This is a genomic window from Mycobacterium sp. PS03-16 (assembly GCF_004570325.1).
In the GTDB taxonomy this organism is placed as follows: domain Bacteria; phylum Actinomycetota; class Actinomycetes; order Mycobacteriales; family Mycobacteriaceae; genus Mycobacterium.
Genome location: NZ_SPQO01000019.1, coordinates 17,723 through 36,631 on the forward strand (window position 1 = coordinate 17,723; position 18,909 = coordinate 36,631).

Here is an 18,909-nt window from a genome sequence, read left to right on the forward strand (position 1 = left end):
GCCATGGCGGCGAGCACTGCCGCGACCTCGCGCCATGCCCTCGATCGACCCGTACCAGCCGCGGCCGGCGTTGGTGACCAGCACGTCGATCGCCCCAGGGCGCTCCTCGGCGGCCTGCACGGCCTCCTGCACCTGGCGCGTGTCGGTCACGTCCATCGGCAGGACGAGCACGCGCTCGCCGTTGCGCGCCGCCCAGTCGTCCAACTCCGCGCGCCGTCGGGCGGTCAGCACCACCCGGTCCCGGCGCTGAGCGCGGCCTCGGCGAAGGCCATCCCGAATCCTCCCGGTGTGCCACCCGTGATGACCCATGTTCTCGTCGTTGTCGTCATCGGCTCAGGGCTCGATCACCAGGTGGCTGATCAGGCCGTCGCGCAGCCGGAAGCGGAAGTGCAGATCCGCCACCCCGCCGGGGAAGTTCCCTTCGAGGTGCTGGGTGACGTCGTAGTCCGCCGCGCCGATCGTGGCCGCGCCGGTGAGCTCCGTGGTGTAGGTGAACTCACTGGCCGCGTCGCTCAACCAGGCCACGATCTCCTGGTGGCCCCGGTACGTGTGGCCCTCGTCGACGACGACCGCGTCGTCGGTGAACGTGGCGACCGCGGTCGCGGCATCACGGGCCTGGTGCGCGGTGAGGTAGGCGGTGATCGCGGACGGAAGCGCGTCGGGCGCGATCCTGGTGTGCATGGTGTGTTCGGATGCCATGGACCCACCGTCGGGCTTCCCCCAAGGGGAAGGTCAAGCGGTGTGTCAGCGGATGCCGGTGAGCAGGCCGAGCACCGCCGCGCCGACCAGGCCGGCGGCCATCACGGCCGCCGCGACGGTGGCAGTCATCCGCCAGCCGAAGCTGCGCGCCACCATGACCGCGCCGGGCAGGCTGACGGCGGGCAGCGTGATCAACAGGGCGCCGAGCACCGCCGACGATGCGCCCAGCAGGGTGAGCGCATGCAGGATCGGGATCTCCCCCGCGGTGGGCAGCACCAGCAGCGTGCCCACCACGCTGGCGACCACCACCATGAGCAGCCCGTGGTGGGCCGGTTCCGACAGCGTGAGCAGCCACCCGCGGCAGGCGCCGATGAGGAGGATCAGCAGCGCGTACTCCGGGAGCAGCACCAGGCACATCCGCCCGAGCGCCGCCAGGAAGCGGGTGCCCGACGGCTGGAAATCCGGCGCGGTCACCGCGGCGGCAGGCGAAGCACCGCGCCGATCCGCCACCGCCGCAACCAGAGTCGCGATAGCGACGACGGCCGCGACCCCGACCAGGAAGCGGGTCACGCTCCACTGCCAGGGCGCGACGAGCAGCAGGAACACCAGGACGGCGGGGTTGAGCAGCGGGTTGCCCAGCCAGTAGGCGGTGGCCGCGGCGGGGGTGACACCGGTGCGGTGCAGCGTCGCGGCCACGGGTGCGGCGCAGCACGTGCACATCATCGACGGCATGCTCGCCGCCCCGCCGGCCAGCGCACTCGTGATCGGGCGGCGGCGGTTGAGCACCCGCGGCAGCCACCAGGGCGGCAAGAGGGCAGCCACCCCGGCGCTGAGCAGCAGCGCGACCAGCAGCGCCGGCCATATCGAGCCCACGTAACCGGTGAAGAACGTCGTCGCGGCGGGCCAGGTGGGCGCGTCCCCGGACCGCACGCCGCCCACGGTGAGAATGTCCGCACCCGGCCACTGGTGGGTCCGGGCGAGGTCCACGACCTTGGTCGCGTACGGCACCCACTTGGCCCACAGCAGCCCGCCCACGAACACCGCCGCGACGAGCACCACCCCGGCCGCCACGCCCGGATGCGCGCGGATCCGGTCCGATGCGGCCCTCACCGACGCCACCATCGACGCGACGTTATCCCATGTCGATGCTCACCTGGGTCATGACGCTACGGCCAGCCGCAGGTGCTCGAGGCGCCGCACCAACAAGCTCGGTAGCCAACGACCGGTCTCGATGGCGTCGATGCCGGTGCTGCGCTCCAACAGACGGTCGATCACGATCCTGGCCTCGAGCCGAGCGAGCGCGGCTCCGACACAGAAGTGCACCCCTTTGCCGAAACTGAGGTGGCTTTTGGCTGCCTGCCGGTCGAGCCGGAACTCCGTCGGGTCGTCGAAATGCGCGGGATCGCGATTGGCGGCGCCCCACAGCAGGACCAATCGTGAGCCGGCCGGAAGCTCGACGCCGCACAACGCCGTGTCGCCCACGACGTGACGGTAATGCCCGCGGAAGGGTGGTTCGTAGCGCAGAACCTCCTCGAGGAAGGCGCCCATCAGATCAGGGCGTTCCCGCACCTGCTGCTGTACGTCCGGAATCGTCGCGAGAATCCAAGCGGCAGAGCCGATCAGTGAGGCGGTCGATTCACCGCCGGCGCTGAACAGCGTGATCATCATGGCAAGCGCGGTGATGTCGTCGAGTTCGCCGGCGGCACAGGCGGTGGCCAGATCGCCGAGAAGGTTGTCCGCCGGGTCGGCAGCGGCATAGCGGAACTGTTCGGTGATGTACGCGCCCAGTTCCATGACCGCGACGCCGGCAGCCTCCATCTCCCGGCGGGTCACCAGTCCTTCGACGACTTGGGTGGCGGCGTATCCCCACCTGATGAGATCGTCGACGTCGGCATCGGGAACGCCGATGATCCTGCCGACAACCATCATGGGAAGCCTGTTGGCGATCGCGGACATCCACTCGATGTTGTTGTCCGCGTCGGGATTCCACAGATGGTCGACCGTATCGGCGATGAAGGACTCGAACGCCTGGATCCGCTTGGCGGCCAGATGCGGGACCAGGGCCTTACGGTGCACCGCGTGTGCCGGATCATCGGCGGTCGCCAGGGCTTGGGTCGCTCCGCCCAGCTCGCCGATCGTGAACTCGGCGACGACTCCCCCGGGTTCGTACATCATCGTCGCGGTCAGGTTGGACGAGAAGTCGCCGCACCGGGAAACCGCGTCTTGGACGGCTTCCCAGCTGCTGACCGCGTAGAACCGTGAGTCACCGATACGGTGCACGGGTCCAGACTCGTGCATCTGCGCGTAGAGGCGGTGCGGGTTCTGGATGTTGGCCTCGTCGAACAGAGCGAGGCCCAGGCCGCCGTCATGCACCGTCATGGCTCAACGGTGAGGCGGCACTCCGGGTCTCGTCAACCACGCCGCCCAAAGCTGCGATGCGCGCGGCGTCCGACCGCCGGGGCGGCGTCTCACGATGGCCTGGATGAGCAGTGACGGAACTGAAACAGCGTGGCAGATTCGTCTCAGAACTGAGAAACTGAGCCGAGGCCGGCGGAAAGGACCCCGTGGTGCGCGACGACTGGGTGGTGGGCGCCGATCGCCGTGACGTGGGAGCCGAACGAATCTACGCGGCAGCAACGGAACTGATACTCCGGGACGGGCTGGACGCCTTCGACGTCGATACCCTGGCGACACGGGTGCACTGTTCTCGCGCCACCGTCTATCGCTACGCCGGCGGCAAGAAGCAGATCCGTGACGCGGTTCTCCTGCGCTTGGCCGCGGGCATCGTCGAGGATGTCCGGCGGGCCGTCGACGGGCTGAGTGGGCCGGAACGGGTCGTCACCGCCGTGTCCGTGGCGTTGGCGCAGATCAGAGCGAACCCTCTACGCGCTCTTGTCTTCAGCCCGCAGAACACCTCGGACCTCCGCGAGTTGCACTCGTCGCCGCTGCTGAGGCACTTGGCCGCCGAACTCACCGGCTTGACCGAGGACGACCCGGCGGCCGCGCAGTGGATCGTGCGGGTCGTGATGTCCTTCGCCCACTGGCCGATGCCGGATCCTGGGGGCGAACAGGAGGCGATACGGCGCTTCGTCGCACCCGCGTTCGCGTGACAGACGCGCCCGCGGCAGAGCTTCGCGCGGCCTCGGATCAGAATGGCTAATGCAGATAAAGAATCTTTAGCTGTACTGTCTCGGCCGCACTGCCTACCGTCGACGCCGTGACCTCCCCCGCCGTCCTCGGCTTCCTCTCGTCGCTGGCATTGATCGCCGCGATCGGCGCGCAGAACGCCTTCGTGCTGCGCCAGGGGATCCGCCGCGAGCACGTCGTGGCGGTCGTTGCGGTGTGCACGGTCTCCGACATCGCGCTGATCTCCGCGGGCATCGCCGGCTTCGGCGTGCTCGTCACCGCCCACCCCGAGGCCATCACCGTCGCGCGCATCGGCGGCGCGGCGTTCCTGTTCGGTTACGGACTGCTGGCCGCGCGGCGCGCGCTGCGGCCGTCCGCCCTGACCCCCGCGGAGAAGGGGCCCGCCCGGCTGCTCGAGGTGCTGGCCACCTGCGTCGCGCTCACCTGGCTCAACCCGCACGTGTACCTCGACACCGTGGTGCTGATCGGCGCGCTGGCCAACGAACACCGCGACGGGCGCTGGCTGTTCGGCGTCGGGGCCGTCACGGCCAGCGCGGTGTGGTTCACGGGTCTCGGATTCGGCGCCACCCGGCTCGCGGGGTGGTTCGCCTCCCCACGGACCTGGCGACTCCTCGACGGGGTCATCGCCGTGACGATGCTCGCGCTGGGTGTCAAGGTCGCGCTCGGCTGACGGTGGGCGTCGAATTTGTGACGGGTTGTGACGAAAACGCGTCCGCAGCGAAATCGAGGCGTAACCTGATCTCAGGCCTGGGACTTCTCTGAGCGGTCGTTCTCCCTAGCGCCGCGAGGGGGAGTTCCAGGCCATTTGGTGCGGGTATGCACCATCCGGCATGCCACAGCCGTCACATCCGCCACATCGGTCGCGTTGCTCGGTTCTTTGTACGAGCAAAGAGCTTCCGCTGCGCCGATCGTGACATCACCACCAGAACCGGCCGATACCGGGTTTGCACGGCGCGGCGATGGGTGACTATGTCTCATGCCCACCCCGAGATCCGTGTTCATCACCGGCGCCGCCGCCGGCATCGGCCGCAAGACGGCCATCGCCTTCGCCCGTAAGGGCTACACCGTCGGAGCCTTCGACATCGACGAGGTCGGCCTCAAGAGCCTCGTCGAGGATCTCGAGCGGGTCCGCACCACCATCATCACCGGCCACCTCGACGTCACGGACAGCGACGAGATGGCCGCACGCATCGCGGAGTTCACCGCGGCGACCGACGGCCGCCTCGACGTGCTGATCAACAACGCCGGCATCCTGCGCGCCGGCCGCTTCGAGGAAATGGACCTCGCCGGCCACTTCAAGGAGATCGACATCAACGCCAAAGGCGTCGTCAACGGTCTGTACGCGGCGTTCCCCCACCTGCGGGCCACCCCGGACTCGGTGGTGGTGAACCTGGCCTCGGCCAGCGCGATCTACGGTCAGGCCGAGCTCGCCAACTACAGCGCCACGAAGTTCTTCGTCCGCGGCCTCACCGAGGCCCTCGACCTGGAGTGGAATCGCTACGGCATCCGGGTCATCGCGATGTGGCCGCTGTACGTGCAGACCGCGATGACCGACAACATCGCCACCGGCACCACGCAGTCCCTCGGCATCCGGCTGACCGCTCAGGACATCGCCGACGCGATCGTCGCCGCCGTCGAACCGTCCGCGCTGCGGCGGGCCCTGCACCAGGTGCACTTCCCGGTCGGCATCCAGTCCAAGGTGCTGGCCACCGGGGCGCGGTTCTCGCCGGCCTGGCTGACCCGCCTGGTCAACAAGCGGCTCGCCCACTCCTGACGCGCCCCGGCGGTTGACCGCCTTGCGGCCGGCGAGCGGTTACGCTCCCCGCGTGGCTCATGCCTGGTCGCGGCGCACCTTCCTCGCCCGAATGGGCATCGCCGCCGCGGCCACCGGGTCGGCCGCACTCGCGGCCTGCAGCCCGGAGGCGCCCGGCGCGGTCGCCGAGGACGGCTCCGTCACCATCCCGCACGCCTTCGGCGAGACCCGCATCCCCGCCCCGCCCACCCGCGTCGTCAGCGCCGGGCTCACCGAACAGGACGATCTGCTCGCCGTCGACGTGGTGCCGATCGCGGTGACCGACTGGTTCGGCGGGGAGCCGTTCGGCGTATGGCCGTGGGCGCGCCGCCAACTCGGCCCCGCCCAGCCCACCGTGCTCAGCCTCGACGGCGGCATCCAGGTCGACGCCATCCGCGCGCTGCGGCCCGACCTCATCGTCGCGGTCAACGCCGGCCTCGACGCCGACACCTACGCCCGGCTGTCCGAGATCGCGCCGACGCTCGCCCAGGGCGGGTCGGCGGCGTTCTTCGAACCCTGGAAGGACCAGGCCACCCGGATCGGCCAGGCGGTGTTCAAGGCCGACACCATGGGCACGCTGATCGCCCGCGTCGACGAGCGGTTCACCACCGCGGCGTCGCAGAATCCGCAATTCGCCGGGAAGACCGCGCTGCTGCTCGGCGGCACGCTGACCCGCGGCAGCGTGCCGGCCACCCCGCCCGGGTGGCGCACCGACTTCCTCACCCAGCTGGGCTTCACCGTCGCCGACCCCGGCGGCGCGGAGATCCCCCGCGACCGCATCACCGATGTGCTCGACACCGCCGACGTCCTGATCTGGACCACCGAGAGCGAGCAGGAGCAGGCCGCACTGCTGGCCGACCCCGTCATCGGCGCGCTCGACGCCGTCACCGGCGGGCGCACCATCTTCACCGACAAGGAACTCGCCGGGGCGATCGCGTTCGCCTCCCCGCTGTCCTATCCCCTTGTGGCCGACCGGCTGCCGCCGCTGCTCGCCCAGATCCTGGCCTGAACCGGCGATTGGTCCGGCCGCCGCACCTGCTGCGAGAATGTGCCGATGACCAGCACGCTGACTGACCACCGCGGCTCGGCGACCGTCGGGTCGGCCTACTATCCGACGCTGGTCGCCGTCTTCACCGGCCTGGTGCTGATCTCCAACGTGGCGGCCACCAAGGGCGTCGCGTTCGGACCCCTGCTCACCGACGGCGGCTTCCTGGTGTTCCCGCTGACCTACGTGATCGGCGACGTGCTCAGCGAGGTGTACGGCTTCCGCGCCGCGCGCCGCGCGGTGTTCATCGGCTTCGCCATGCAGGCACTCGCCGTGTTCGTGCTGTGGGCCACCGTCCACCTGCCGCCGGCGCCCGACTACGCCAACCAGGACGCGCTGGCCACCACGGTGTCGTCGATCACCGGGCTGGCGATCGCCGGGCTGTCCGGGTTTTTGGTCGGCCAGCTGGTCAACGCCTGGGTCGTGGTGCGGATCAAGGAGCGCACCAAGGAGCGTCACCTGTGGGCCCGGCTGCTCGGGTCGACGGTCGTCGGGCAGTTCGCCGACACCCTGGTGTTCTGCGCGATCGCCGCACCGATCATCGGATTCGGGAACATGAGCTCGTTCGCGATCTACGCCGCGCTGGGGTGGATCTACAAGACCGTGGTGGAAGCCGCCATGCTGCCGATCACCTACCGGGTGATCGGCGCGATCAAACACCGCGAACCGAGCTACCAGCCCGCGCTGTAGTCCGACTCCGCGCTGGTCGTGGACGCGGGGTCGGCGGTAGTTTTGGGTATGACCGCCGTACCGGATGTGGCCGATTCGATGGCGCTGGGCACCGTCCTCGACTACGGGGACCACGCGCTGCTGCTGGAGTTCGCCGGCACCGCCGAAGTGCTGGCCTGGACCGGCGCGCTCCATGACGCCGCGCTGCCCGGCGTCGTCGACATCGTCCCGGCGTCGCGCACCATCCTGCTCGAGTGCGACGGCCCGCATTACCGCCACCCCACCCGCCAGCGCCTGGCCGCGCTGCGCGTGCCCCGCAGCGCCGTGGCCGAGGCCGCGACCGCCGGCGGCCACGAGCCGGACATCGTGATCGACGTCGCCTACGACGGACCCGACCTCGACGAGGTGGCCCGGCTGACCGGACTGGATCCCGCACAGGTCGTCGAGGCCCACACCGCGACGATGTGGCGCGTCGGGTTCGGCGGCTTCGCACCGGGATTCGCCTACCTCGTCGGCGGCGACGAACGCCTGCGAGTGCCCCGCCGCGCCGAACCCCGCACCAAGGTGCCCGCCGGAGCCGTCGGGCTGGCCGGCGAGTTCAGCGGCGTGTACCCCCGCGAGTCCCCCGGCGGCTGGCAGCTGATCGGCCGCACCGACGCCGTGCTGTGGGATGTCGATCGCGACCCGCCCGCACTGCTCACGCCGGGGATGTGGGTGCGGTTCCGCGCCACCGACTAAAAGGAGGATCCGTGACCACCACGCTGGAGATCCTGAACACCGGCCCGCTGGCGCTCGTCGAGGACCTCGGACGGCCGGGCTATGCGCACATGGGCGTCACCCGCTCGGGCGCCGCCGACCGCCGGGCGCACACCCTGGCCAACCGGCTGGTGGCCAACCCCGACGACCGCGCCACCGTGGAGGTGATGTTCGGCGGGTTCAGCGCCCGGGTGCGCGGCGGCGACATCGCCGTCGCGGTGACCGGAGCCGACGCCGACCCCGCCGTCAACGGAAACCCGTTCGGCACGAACAGCATCCACTACGCCCACGACGGGGACGTCATCTCCTTGGGGGTGCCGAGCGCCGGGCTGCGCAGCTACCTGGCGGTGCGGGGCGGCTTCGACGTCACCCCGGTGCTGGGCTCGCGCAGCTACGACGTGATGTCCGCGATCGGTCCCCAACCGCTGCGGACCGGCGACGTGTTACCCATCGGCGACCACACCGCCGACTTCCCCGAACTCGAGCAGGCGCCCGTCGCGGCCATCGAGGACGACGCGCTCGACCTGATGGTGGTGCCGGGCCCGCGCGACGACTGGTTCGTCGACCCCGACATCCTGGTCCGCACCAACTGGCAGGTCACCACCCGCAGCGACCGGGTCGGCATGCGCCTGGTCGGTATGCCGCTGGAGTACCGCGACACCGACAGGCAGCTGCCCAGCGAGGGCGCGACCCGCGGCGCGATCCAGGTGCCACCCAACGGTTTCCCGGTCATCCTCGGGCCGGACCACCCCGTCACGGGCGGCTATCCGGTGATCGGTGTGCTGGCCGACGACGACGTCGACACCGCGGCCCAGGCGCGGCCCGGTCAGACGGTGCGGCTGCACTGGTCGCGGCCGCGCCGGCCGTTCGTGCAGAGTTGACGCCGCAGCGTCGCGCGCACTGGTAGAACGGCACCTGTGCACACGAGGGAGTCGCTCGCCGCGCGCGGCCACGAGATCCACACCGCGCGGCTGATCCACACCGCCGACCTCGACGCCGAGACCCGCGACGGTGCGCGGCGCATGCTCGTCGACGCGTTCGACGGCGACTTCGGCGACGACGACTGGGAACACGCGCTGGGCGGGATGCACGCGCTGATCTGGCGGCACGGCGCGATCCTCGCCCACGCCGCGGTGGTGCAGCGCCGCCTCGTCTACCGCGGCACCGCGCTGCGCTGCGGCTACATCGAGGCCGTCGCGGTCCGCGAGGACTGCCGCGGGCAGGGACTCGGCAGCGCCGTCATGGACGCCTGCGAGCAGGTGCTGCGCGGCGCCTACCAACTCGGTGCGCTGGGCGCCACGGACATGGGCAAGCCGATCTACCTGTCGCGCGGGTGGCTGCCCTGGCAGGGACCGACGTCCGTGCTGACCCCCGACGGCCCGGTCCGCACCCCCGGCGACGACGGCGCGGTGCTGGTGCTGCCGGTGGGGCTGGACCTCGATCTCACCGAGAGCCTGGCGTGCGATTGGCGCGGTGGCGACGTCTGGTGACCTCACACCCTCCCCACGGATGAGGTGAGGGGAAGTTCACGACGGGGACACCGCGGGCAGCGTGCGGGTAATGAACGCTCCCTACCGTTTCCGCCATGTCGCATCGCATCACCGACTGGGATCCCGAGGACACGGTCGCCTGGGAGGCCGGTAACAAGCACATCGCCCGACGGAACCTGATCTGGTCGGTCGCCGCCGAGCACGTCGGCTTCTCCGTGTGGTCGATCTGGTCGGTGATGGTGCTGTTCATGCCCGAGAGCGTGTACGGCTTCACCGCCGGCGACAAGTTCCTGCTCGGCGCCACCGCCACCCTGGTCGGCGCCTGCCTGCGGATCCCCTACACGCTGGCCACCGCGACGTTCGGCGGCCGCAACTGGACGGTGTTCTCCGCCTTCGTGTTGCTGATCCCCACCGTCGGCACGATGGTGCTGCTGGCCAATCCCGGGCTGCCGCTGTGGCCGTATCTGCTGTGTGCGGCGCTGGCAGGGTTCGGCGGCGGCAACTTCGCCTCGTCGATGACCAACATCAACGCGTTCTACCCGCAGCGGCTCAAGGGCTGGGCGCTGGGCCTCAACGCCGGCGGCGGCAACATCGGAGTGCCCGCCATCCAGCTGGTCGGCCTGCTGGTGATCGCCACCGCGGGCAACCGGGAACCGTACTGGGTGTGCGCGATCTATCTGGTGGCGCTGGCCGTCGCGGGGATCGGCGCCGCGCTGTACATGGACAATCTCGACCAGCACAAGATCGACTTCACCGCGATGAAAGACATTCTGCGGGAACGGGACACGTGGGTGATCTCGCTGCTCTACATCGGCACCTTCGGCTCGTTCATCGGGTTCGCGTTCGCGTTCGGCCAGGTGCTGCAGATCAACTTCGCCGCGGGCGGTCAGAGCCCGGCCGAGGCGTCGCTGCACGCCGCCCAGATCGCGTTCATCGGCCCGCTGCTCGGCTCGCTGTCGCGGGTCTACGGCGGGAAATTGGCCGATCGGATCGGCGGCGGACGTGTCACGCTGGTGGTGTTCGCCGGGATGATCCTGGCCGCCGGGGTGCTGGTCACCGTGAGCATGCTCGACGACCGCACCGCCGGCGCCGCGACCACGGCGACCATGATCGGCTACGTGGTCGGGTTCATCGCCCTGTTCCTGCTGTCGGGCATCGGCAACGGCTCGGTGTACAAGATGATCACGTCGATCTTCGAGGCGCGCAGCCGCTCGCTCGAGGTCGGCGAGGACCAGCGGGTGGCGTGGTCGCGGGCCATGTCCGGTGCGCTGATCGGGTTCGCCGGTGCGGTGGGCGCACTGGGCGGCGTCGGCATCAACCTGGCCCTGCGCCAGTCCTACCTGTCCAGCGGATCGGCCACCACGGCGTTCTGGATCTTCGCAGCCTTCTACGTGCTGGCCTCGGCGGTCACCTGGTTGCGGTACGTACGGCGGCCGGTCGCCGCCGGCGGTCGCGCGGCGCGCCCCGACCTGGCCCGCGCGTGACCCACCGAACCGTGGGCGGGAGGACAATGACGTCATCCCGCCCACACCGCGGGCATGGCAATTGCCCGGCAATGGCCAGGAAACAGAACCGAAACACGGACTGCATACACAGAACGCATGAGTGAGCCTGATTGGGCACCGCTCACCGGATTCCGGGTGGCGGTGACCTCCGCCCGCCGCGCCGACGAGCTGAGCGCCCTGCTGCGCCGCCGTGGCGCGACCGTCACCAGCGCGGCGGCCATCGCGATGGTGCCGCTGCCCGACGACGACGAGCTGAGGGCCAACACCCGGGCACTGATCGACGGACCGCCCGACATCGTGGTCGCCACCACCGGCATCGGGCTGCGCGGCTGGATCGCCGCCGCCGACGGCTGGGGGGTGGCCGGCGACCTGACCGCCGCGCTGCAGCGGGCGCGCATCGTGTCGCGCGGCCCGAAGGCCACCGGGGCGCTGCGGGCGGCCGGGCTGCCCGAGGAGTGGTCGCCGGAATCCGAGTCCAGCCGTGAGGTGCTGCGGTACCTGCTCGAGGGCGGGATCGCCGGGAAGCGCCTCGCGGTGCAACTGCACGGCGCCACCGACGAATGGGATCCGTTCCCGGAGTTCCTCGACGAATTGCGCGCGGCCGGCGCCGACGTGGTGCCGATCCGGGTGTACCGGTGGCGGCCGGCGCCCCGCAACGGGGACTTCGACCAGCTGGTCACCGCGATCGCCGACGAGAAGTTCGACGCCGTCAGCTTCACCTCCGCGCCCGCGGTGGCCGCGATGCTGATGAGGGCCGGCGAGCTCGGTATCGCCGACGCGGTGGTGCAGGCGTTGCGCACCAACGTGCACGCCATGTGCGTCGGCCCGGTGACCGCGCGGCCCCTGGTCCGGCTCGGGGTGCCGACGTCGGCGCCGGAACGGATGCGCCTGGGTGCGCTGGCCCGGCACATCACCGACGAACTGCCGTTGCTGCAGTCGCGAACCGTGCGCGTCGCCGGCCATCTGCTGGAGATCCGCGGCACCTGCGTGCTGGTCGACGGGGTCGTGAAATCGCTGTCCCCCGCGAGCATGGCGACCATCCGGGCGCTGGCCCACCACCCCGGCGCGGTGGTGTCGCGCGCCGACCTGCTCGGCGCGCTGCCCGGCAGCGGCACCGACACCCACGCCGTCGAGACCGCGGTGCTGCGGTTGCGAACGGCACTGGGCGACAAACAGATCGTGTCGACGGTGGTGAAACGCGGGTACCGCCTGGCCGTCGACGACGAGAACCTGCCGGCGGCCCTGTGAACCGCATCCTCGTCGCCCACGGCACCCGCAAGGCCAGCGGCGTCGCGCTGATCGGCGACATCGCCGGCCGCGTCGCCGAGGCCCTCGGCGCCCCGGTCGAAGTGGCGTTCGTCGACGTGCTCGGCCCCACGCCTTCCGAGGTGCTGCAGACGATGCCCGACCGGCCGGCCGTGCTGGTCCCGGCCTTCCTGGCGCGCGGCTACCACGTGCGCAGCGACATCCCCACCCACGTCGGGGCCAGCGGCCACGCGGATGTCACGGTGGCCGAGGCGCTCGGCCCGGACCCGCAACTGGTCCGGGTCCTGGCCGACCGGCTCATCGCATCCGGTTGGCGGCCCGGCGATTCGGTGATCCTCGCCGCGGCGGGCACGTCGGATCCGGGCGCGATGCGCGATCTGCACCTGACCGCCACGTGGCTGTCCGCGCTGACCGGTGACCGCGTCGACCTGGCGTTCGCCGCCACCGGCGCACCGCGGATCGCCGATGCGGTCGCCACGGCACGCACCAGGTCTCGCCGCCGCGTGGTCGTCGCGTCCTATCTGCTGTCCGAAGGGCTGTTCCAGGACCGGTTGCGCGCCGGCGGCGCCGACATCGTCACCGATCCGCTCGGCACCCATCCCGGCCTGATCCGGTTGATCGCCGGCCGGTTCCGCCGGGCCCGGCTGCCGGTCGCGGCGTAGGGCTCAGTTCAGGCGCGTCAACCCGTTCCTGGCCACCACCTGCCGCGCCACGCTCTCGATCGACTCGTTCTGCTGTTTGGCCATCTGCACCAGGATCGCGAACGCCTGCGCCACGTCGACATCGCGCTGCGCCATGATCATCGCCTTGGCCTCGGTGATGATCTGCGACCGGGCCGAGCGGACGGGATGCCTGCGGTGCGCGGCATTCATCGCCTCCGCGACGTGGGCGGCGACCAGCGCACCGCTGGCCTCGGCGCGGGCGTCGAAGGCGCCCGCCCGGTCGGAGTACAGGTTGAGCGCCACCGGTGGGCGTCCGTCGCGAAAGACCGGCAGCGACAGGATCGCCCGGACGGGTGTGCAGATGATCGCCTTGGCCGTGAACTGCGGCCAGCGCGATTCGACGGTGAGGTCGTCGCTGCGGATCAGGCGGTGTCCGGTGATCGTGTCCAGGCAGGGACCCTGCCCGCAGCCGCGCACGATGTTGTCCAGGACCAGTGGGTGGCCGTCGGTGGCGGCCAGGCAGCGGATCACCCTGCCGTCTTCGGTGCTGTCGACATCACCGTCCTCGGTGGCCGGTTCCACCAGCGTGACTCCCGCGTGGTGCACTCCGGGCAGCTGCTCGACGGCCAGGGTCGTGATCGACGCCAGGACACCGGTCAGATCCGCGCGCGCCCGACGCGTCGAATGACGAAGGCTCTGTTCGAGAACCTCGTCGAGGCGCTCGACGCTCGCTGTCATTGACCCGACGTACCCACATTGCGGGCGGTCAAACAACGATTTGCCGGCACCCCACGGGGTACCTCGACAGGCATGAATCTGCATCGCATCCTGACCCGCGTCGAAGACGCGTCCGCACTCGACGGCGCGGCCGACACCAGTGCCCGGGTGGCCGGTCAGCTGATCGACGGCGCGGGGCTCGGGCGGGCACTGCGCGGCTCCTGGCTGGGACACCCCGTGCATCCGCTGCTGATCACCCTGCCGATCGGGACGTGGATGACCTCGGCGGTGTTCGACGTGCTGTTCAAGGATCCGACCACGGCCCGCCGGCTGCTCGCGGTCGGACTGGCCGCCACCCCGCCGACCGTGCTGGCCGGCTGGGCCGACTACGCCCTGCTCAACACGCGTCAGCGCCGGGTCGGCCTGGTGCACGCCGGGTCGAATGCCGTCGGCGTGGCGTTGTTCGGGCTGTCCTACCGCGCCTACCGCCGCGAACGGCTGCGCGCCGCACGGGTCTACACCCTGCTGGGGCTCACCGCGATCAGCGTCGGTGGTGCACTCGGCGGGCACCTGTCCTACGCGCAGGGCGCGGGCATGTTCCGGTGGAACCCCGTGCGCGCGGTCACCCACCGCGCCCCGGTCGAGTTCACCCGCGCCGCCTGACTAGGCCTGCGCGCCGATCTCGACGTAGCCGTCGGCGGTGAGCCGCGTGCGGTACACCGGTAGCGCCACCGACGGATCGTCGAGGCAGCGGCCGTCGTCGAAGGCGAACGCCTGCTTCTTGATCGGTGACTGCACGACGGCGCGCCCCGCGCGGTCACCGGTCAGCCCGCGCGACATCACCGCCGCACCGGAGAACGGGTCGATGTTGCCGACGGCGTGCAGGCTGCCGTCGTCGAGCCGGAACAGCGCGGCCTGCGCCCCGCCGGGCAGCAGCACGCCCACGCCGCGGCCGGGGATCAACTGGTCGACGCGGCAGGCCACGGTCCACGGCGAGACCTGGCCGGGGGCACGGTCGGTGCGGTCGTCGAGAACGGTCACGGGGTCTCCTGAAGGGGTCGGACGGTGGGCATGCCGATGGCGACGGGTCCGGCAGGCACCTTGCGGCCGGAGTTCTCGGTGAACGTGACGGTCGGGTCGGCGACGTCTGGGGCGTTGACGAACGACACGAACCGCGAGAGCTTGTCCGGGTCCTGCAGCACGCCCTTCCACTCGCACGCGTACCCGTCGACGTGGCGGGCCATCGCCGCCTCGAATTCGGTTGCCAGGCCCAGGGAGTCGTGGCAGACGACGTCGCGTAGATGGTCCAGGCCACCCGGCAGGGCCTCCAGCCAGGGCGCCGTGCGCTGCAACCGGTCGGCGGTGCGGATGTAGAACATCAGGAACCGGTCGATGTAGCGGATCAGCGTCTCGTCGTCCAGGTCACCGGCGAGCAGTTGCGCGTGTTTGGGCGTCATCCCGCCGTTGCCGCAGACGTAGAGGTTCCAGCCGGTCTCGGTGGCGATGACCCCGACGTCCTTGCCGCGGGCCTCCGCGCATTCCCGGGCGCACCCCGACACCCCCATCTTGATCTTGTGCGGGGCGCGCAGCCCGCGGTAGCGCAGTTCGAGGTTGATCGCCATCTGCACCGAATCCTGCTGGCCGTAGCGGCACCAGTCGCTGCCGACGCAACTCTTCACGGTGCGCAACGATTTTCCGTACGCCTGACCGGACTCCATCCCGCCTTCGACCAGCCGGCGCCAGATCTCGGGCAGCTGGTCGACCCGGGCGCCGAACATGTCGATGCGCTGGCCGCCGGTGATCTTGGTGTACAGGTCGAAGTCGCGGGCGATCTCGCCGATCAGGATCAGCTGTTCGGGAGTGATGTCGCCGCCGGGCACCCGCGGCACCACCGAATAGCTGCCGTTGCGCTGGATGTTGGCCAGGAAATGGTCGTTGCTGTCCTGCAGCGCGGCCTGCTCGCCGGACAGGATGTGGTCGGAGCTCGTCGACGCCAGGATCGAGGCGACGGTGGGTTTGCAGATGTCGCAACCCTTTCCGGTGCCGAACTTCTCGATCAGGCCGGAGAAGGTGCGGATCTCGGTGGCGCTGATGATCTCGAACAGCTCCGCGCGCGACTGGCTGAAGTGCTCGCACAGCGCCGTGGACTGCTCGACGCCCTCGGCTTCGAGCAGCTGTTTGAGCAGCGGCACGCACGACCCGCACGAGGTGCCGGCCAGCGTGCACTTCTTGAGCCCGGCCACATCGGTGCAGCCGCCGCAGATCGCGTCCTTCAGATCACCCTTGGTGACGTTGTTGCACGAGCAGATCTGCGCGATGTCCGGTAGCGCGCCGACACCCAGGCCCGGCGCCGCACCATCCTGAGCCGGGGCGATCAGCGACAGCGGGTCGCCCGGCAGCTCGCTCGCGACCATCGGCCGCAGCACCCCGTAGGCCGACGCGTCGCCGACCAGGATGCCGCCGAGCAGCGTCTTGGCGTCGTCGGAGAGGACCAGCTTGGCATACGTCTGCTTGACCGGATCGTTGACGACGACGTCGAGACTGCCCTGCGTATGCCCTTTGGCGTCACCGAAACTCGCGACGTCGACGCCGAGCAGCTTGAGCTTGGTGGACATATCGGCCTCACCGAACTCCGCCGCACCGCCGAGCAGCCGATCGGCGACCACCTCGGCGCTGGTGTAGCCGGGGCCGACCAGGCCGTAGCAGCGGCCCTCGATGGCGGCCACCTCGCCGATCGCGTAGATATGCGGATCGCTGCTCACACAGGACAGGTCGGTCAGCACGCCGCCGCGCTGGGCGACGTCGAGGCCGGCCGCACGGGCGAGTTCGTCGCGCGGGCGGACACCGGCGGCGAAGATCACGACGCCGGCGTCGATGCTGGTGCCGTCGTTGAGCGACACCCGCACCGAATCGTCGATCTGCTTGCGGCGCAACGGCTGGTTGCGCTGCGCGGGCTGGATGCTCTCGGTGCTGACGTCGGTGTGCACCTCGATGCCGAGGCCCCGGATCATCCGGGTCAGCACGGCGCCGCCGGCCTCGTCGAGCTGGGCCGCCATCAGGTGCGGTGACATCTCCAGGACATGGGTGCGCAGCCCGAAGTCGCGCAGCGCGTTGGCGGCCTCCAGCCCGAGCAGGCCGCCGCCGATCACGACGCCGACCGGGTTCTTCGACTCCAGGGCGGTTCGGGCGCCGGCGCGAATGGCATCCAGGTCGTCGAGCGTGCGATAGACGTGGCACTGCGGCAGATCCCGGCCCGGCACCGGCGGGACGAACGCATAGGACCCGGTGGCCAGCACCAGCGTGTCGTAACCGAAGCTCCGGCCGTCGGCGGTGCGCACGGTGCGGGTGGGGCGGTCGATCTCGGTGACGCGGCAGCCGAGGCGCACATCGACCAGATCGTCACCGGGATAGTCGTTGCCGGGCAGCGCGAGCCGCACCCGGTCCCAGTGTTCGGTGTAGGCGGTCAGCCCGACCCGGTCGTAGGCGGCGTCCGCCTCCTCGGCGAGCACGGTGACCCGCCAGGTCCCGGCTTCGTCCCGCGAGCGCAACGCCTCGACGAACCGGTGCCCGACCATGCCGTGGCCGACGACAACGACCTCCTTCGGTGCCATACCGGCGTTGTTCGTTGACATGCCGGCCAGGCTAGGAAGCCCATATTGCCGATGTGTCGCCTCGTGTTATCCCCCCATCACGGTGTGCTCACGTCGGCCGTCGGCGGTCGGTGAGCCCACGTTCGCCGACGGCGAACGACACCGGGAACATGAGCGTGGTCGACTCAAGTTATAGAGGGCAGCGGACCGGCGCGGGGCCGGTCACGACCACACGAGGAGACCATCATGAGCAACGTGGCTTTGCGGACACGTCCCGCCTGGGACCTGGACCGCTGGGTACGCGACTTCTTCGGGCCCGCGGCGGCCCAGGACTGGGCCGGCGCGGCGGGATTCAACCCGGCCGCCGAGATCGCCAGGGACGGTGAGGACGCGGTCGTGCGCGTCGAACTGCCCGGCGTCGACGTCGAGAAGGACGTCACCGTGGAGGTCGACCGCGGACAGCTGGTGATCCGCGGCGAGCGCCGTGACGAGCGCAGCGAGGAGAAGGACGGCCGCACCCTGCGCGAGATGCGCTACGGGTCCTTCCACCGCTCCTTCGCGCTGCCCAAGCACGTGACCGGTGACGCCATCTCCGCGTCCTACGACGCCGGCGTGCTGAGCGTGCGGGTCGCCGGGGCGTACGCCGGCAGCCGGCCGCAGCGCATCGCGATCGACAGCAAGTAACCGTACGTCTGCCGAGCAGACGCAGAAGTGCCCCGAAACGCGCGTTTCGGGGCACTTTTCTGTCTGCTCGCAGGGAAGCGCGCTCAGCGCCAGCGGGTGAGCAGTTCGGTCGCCCGCTCTCCCAGGGCCCGCTGCAGGAACGGCCCGAAGCTGATGCGCGCCACGCCCAGCGGGCCGAACGACGCCGGGTCGTCCTGGTCGGGCAGGCCGATCGCGTTGACCGGCAGCGGCAGCTCAGAGGTCAGCCGCCGCAGCGTGTCCGGGTCGTGGCGACCCACCGGATAGAGGCTGTCGGCGCCGGCCGCGGCGGCATCCTTGAGCCGCGCGATCGCCCGCTCGACCCGGTCGGCCTCGTCGCCGTCCTGGCGCAGGAACAGGTCGGTGCGGGCGTTGACCACCACGTGCACCCCGGCGTCGTCGGCGGCCGCACGCAGCGCCCCGACCAGCTCGGCGTGCTCACCGGAAGACCGCAGCCGGCCACCCTCCTTGTGCACGGTGTCCTCGATGTTGAGCCCGACGGCGCCCGCGCCCAGCAACCCCTCGATCAGCCGGGTGGGCGCCTCGGCGTACCCGGACTCGATGTCCACCGACACCGGGACGTCGACGGCCCCGGTGATCTGGGTGACCCGGGTGAGCAACTCGTCGAACGTCATCCCCTCCTGGTCGGCACGCCCGACCGAATCGGCCACCGGATGGCTGCCGACGGTCAGGGCCGAGAACCCGGCCTCGACCGCGAGCTGGGCCGACCACGCGTCCCAGACGGTGGGCAGCACCACGGGGTTTCCCGGCTGGTGCAGTTCGAGCAGGCGGCGCGCCCGCTGCTGCAGATCCTGGTCCGACACTGCGTCATCCTTCCCACGAGACGTGATCTGTCTCACTTTTAAGTC

20 protein-coding genes and 1 pseudogene are annotated in these 18,909 nt (G+C 70.6%); 13 read left to right on the top strand and 8 right to left on the bottom strand.

The window, feature by feature from the left end; all coding sequences use genetic code 11:
* Positions 1-33: 33 nt before the first annotated feature.
* The 4 genes and pseudogenes from E4P42_RS16725 to E4P42_RS16740 all read right to left on the bottom strand — a co-directional run.
* A pseudogene (locus E4P42_RS16725) lies at positions 34-329 on the bottom strand (SDR family NAD(P)-dependent oxidoreductase); the annotation flags it as partial.
* A gap of 4 nt (positions 330-333) precedes the next feature.
* Positions 334-699 (bottom strand): nuclear transport factor 2 family protein, encoded by a 366-nt coding sequence (locus E4P42_RS16730; protein ID WP_135127199.1) that lies wholly within the window; start codon positions 697-699, stop codon positions 334-336.
* Positions 700-744: 45 nt separating this feature from the next.
* Entirely contained in the window at positions 745-1,809 is a 1,065-nt protein-coding gene (locus E4P42_RS16735) for a permease (protein ID WP_245234066.1), read from the bottom strand.
* A 48-nt stretch (positions 1,810-1,857) separates the two neighbouring features.
* On the bottom strand, positions 1,858-3,078 hold the full coding sequence (locus tag E4P42_RS16740; RefSeq protein ID WP_135127201.1) for a cytochrome P450: 1,221 nt from the start codon (positions 3,076-3,078) through the stop codon (positions 1,858-1,860).
* A 185-nt stretch (positions 3,079-3,263) separates the two neighbouring features.
* Here E4P42_RS16740 and E4P42_RS16745 point away from each other — a divergent pair, with 185 nt between their 5' ends.
* The 11 genes from E4P42_RS16745 (at position 3,264) to E4P42_RS16795 (ending at position 13,031) form a co-directional block, all read left to right on the top strand.
* Positions 3,264-3,809 carry a TetR/AcrR family transcriptional regulator gene (locus E4P42_RS16745; RefSeq protein ID WP_135127202.1) on the top strand — a complete coding sequence of 182 codons (546 nt, stop codon included), beginning with the start codon at positions 3,264-3,266 and terminating at the stop codon, positions 3,807-3,809.
* A 107-nt stretch (positions 3,810-3,916) separates the two neighbouring features.
* The gene (lysE, locus tag E4P42_RS16750; protein WP_135127203.1) at positions 3,917-4,516 is read left to right on the top strand and encodes an L-lysine exporter; all 600 of its coding nucleotides are present in this window, start codon (positions 3,917-3,919) and stop codon (positions 4,514-4,516) included.
* Between the two features lie 306 nt (positions 4,517-4,822).
* Positions 4,823-5,620 carry an SDR family oxidoreductase gene (locus E4P42_RS16755; RefSeq protein ID WP_135127204.1) on the top strand — a complete coding sequence of 266 codons (798 nt, stop codon included), beginning with the start codon at positions 4,823-4,825 and terminating at the stop codon, positions 5,618-5,620.
* A 52-nt stretch (positions 5,621-5,672) separates the two neighbouring features.
* Positions 5,673-6,647 carry an ABC transporter substrate-binding protein gene (locus E4P42_RS16760; RefSeq protein ID WP_135127205.1) on the top strand — a complete coding sequence of 325 codons (975 nt, stop codon included), beginning with the start codon at positions 5,673-5,675 and terminating at the stop codon, positions 6,645-6,647.
* Positions 6,648-6,692: 45 nt separating this feature from the next.
* Entirely contained in the window at positions 6,693-7,373 is a 681-nt protein-coding gene (locus tag E4P42_RS16765) for a queuosine precursor transporter (protein WP_135127206.1), read from the top strand.
* Between the two features lie 48 nt (positions 7,374-7,421).
* Positions 7,422-8,090 (top strand): allophanate hydrolase subunit 1, encoded by a 669-nt coding sequence (locus E4P42_RS16770; RefSeq protein WP_135127207.1) that lies wholly within the window; start codon positions 7,422-7,424, stop codon positions 8,088-8,090.
* Between the two features lie 11 nt (positions 8,091-8,101).
* Positions 8,102-8,989, top strand: coding sequence for a 5-oxoprolinase/urea amidolyase family protein (locus tag E4P42_RS16775; RefSeq protein WP_135127208.1), 888 nt, complete (start codon positions 8,102-8,104; stop codon positions 8,987-8,989).
* A 36-nt stretch (positions 8,990-9,025) separates the two neighbouring features.
* A complete protein-coding gene (locus E4P42_RS16780; RefSeq protein ID WP_245234067.1) occupies positions 9,026-9,598 on the top strand; it encodes a GNAT family N-acetyltransferase in 573 nt (190 codons plus the stop codon).
* Positions 9,599-9,693: 95 nt separating this feature from the next.
* On the top strand, positions 9,694-11,082 hold the full coding sequence (locus tag E4P42_RS16785) for a NarK/NasA family nitrate transporter (protein ID WP_135127209.1): 1,389 nt from the start codon (positions 9,694-9,696) through the stop codon (positions 11,080-11,082).
* A gap of 117 nt (positions 11,083-11,199) precedes the next feature.
* Positions 11,200-12,351: a uroporphyrinogen-III synthase gene (locus E4P42_RS16790; protein WP_135127210.1), complete on the top strand. Its 1,152-nt coding sequence runs from the start codon at positions 11,200-11,202 to the stop codon at positions 12,349-12,351.
* Positions 12,348-13,031, top strand: coding sequence for a sirohydrochlorin chelatase (locus E4P42_RS16795; protein ID WP_135127211.1), 684 nt, complete (start codon positions 12,348-12,350; stop codon positions 13,029-13,031). The genes E4P42_RS16790 and E4P42_RS16795 overlap by 4 nt, the downstream gene beginning before the upstream one ends.
* A gap of 3 nt (positions 13,032-13,034) precedes the next feature.
* Here the strand turns inward: E4P42_RS16795 and E4P42_RS16800 are convergent, their stop codons facing one another.
* Positions 13,035-13,769, bottom strand: a complete 735-nt coding sequence (locus E4P42_RS16800; protein WP_135127212.1) for a GAF and ANTAR domain-containing protein — start codon at positions 13,767-13,769, stop codon at positions 13,035-13,037.
* Positions 13,770-13,841: 72 nt separating this feature from the next.
* Between E4P42_RS16800 and E4P42_RS16805 the strand changes: the two genes are divergently transcribed.
* Complete coding sequence (locus E4P42_RS16805; protein ID WP_135127213.1) at positions 13,842-14,411, top strand: DUF2231 domain-containing protein; 570 nt, start codon at positions 13,842-13,844, stop codon at positions 14,409-14,411.
* Here E4P42_RS16805 and nirD read toward each other — a convergent pair whose 3' ends face one another.
* Entirely contained in the window at positions 14,412-14,789 is a 378-nt protein-coding gene (gene nirD, locus E4P42_RS16810; RefSeq protein ID WP_135127214.1) for a nitrite reductase small subunit NirD, read from the bottom strand.
* Positions 14,786-17,380 (bottom strand): nitrite reductase large subunit NirB, encoded by a 2,595-nt coding sequence (nirB, locus tag E4P42_RS16815; RefSeq protein WP_135127215.1) that lies wholly within the window; start codon positions 17,378-17,380, stop codon positions 14,786-14,788. Before nirB ends, nirD begins: the two co-directional genes overlap by 4 nt.
* Positions 17,381-17,584: 204 nt before the next feature.
* Here nirB and E4P42_RS16820 point away from each other — a divergent pair, with 204 nt between their 5' ends.
* Positions 17,585-18,022: an Hsp20/alpha crystallin family protein gene (locus tag E4P42_RS16820; RefSeq protein ID WP_135127216.1), complete on the top strand. Its 438-nt coding sequence runs from the start codon at positions 17,585-17,587 to the stop codon at positions 18,020-18,022.
* An 83-nt stretch (positions 18,023-18,105) separates the two neighbouring features.
* On the opposite strand, the gene E4P42_RS16825 is transcribed toward E4P42_RS16820, so the two are convergent.
* The gene (locus E4P42_RS16825) at positions 18,106-18,864 is read right to left on the bottom strand and encodes an isocitrate lyase/phosphoenolpyruvate mutase family protein (protein WP_135127217.1); all 759 of its coding nucleotides are present in this window, start codon (positions 18,862-18,864) and stop codon (positions 18,106-18,108) included.
* Between the last annotated feature and the right edge of the window lie 45 nt (positions 18,865-18,909).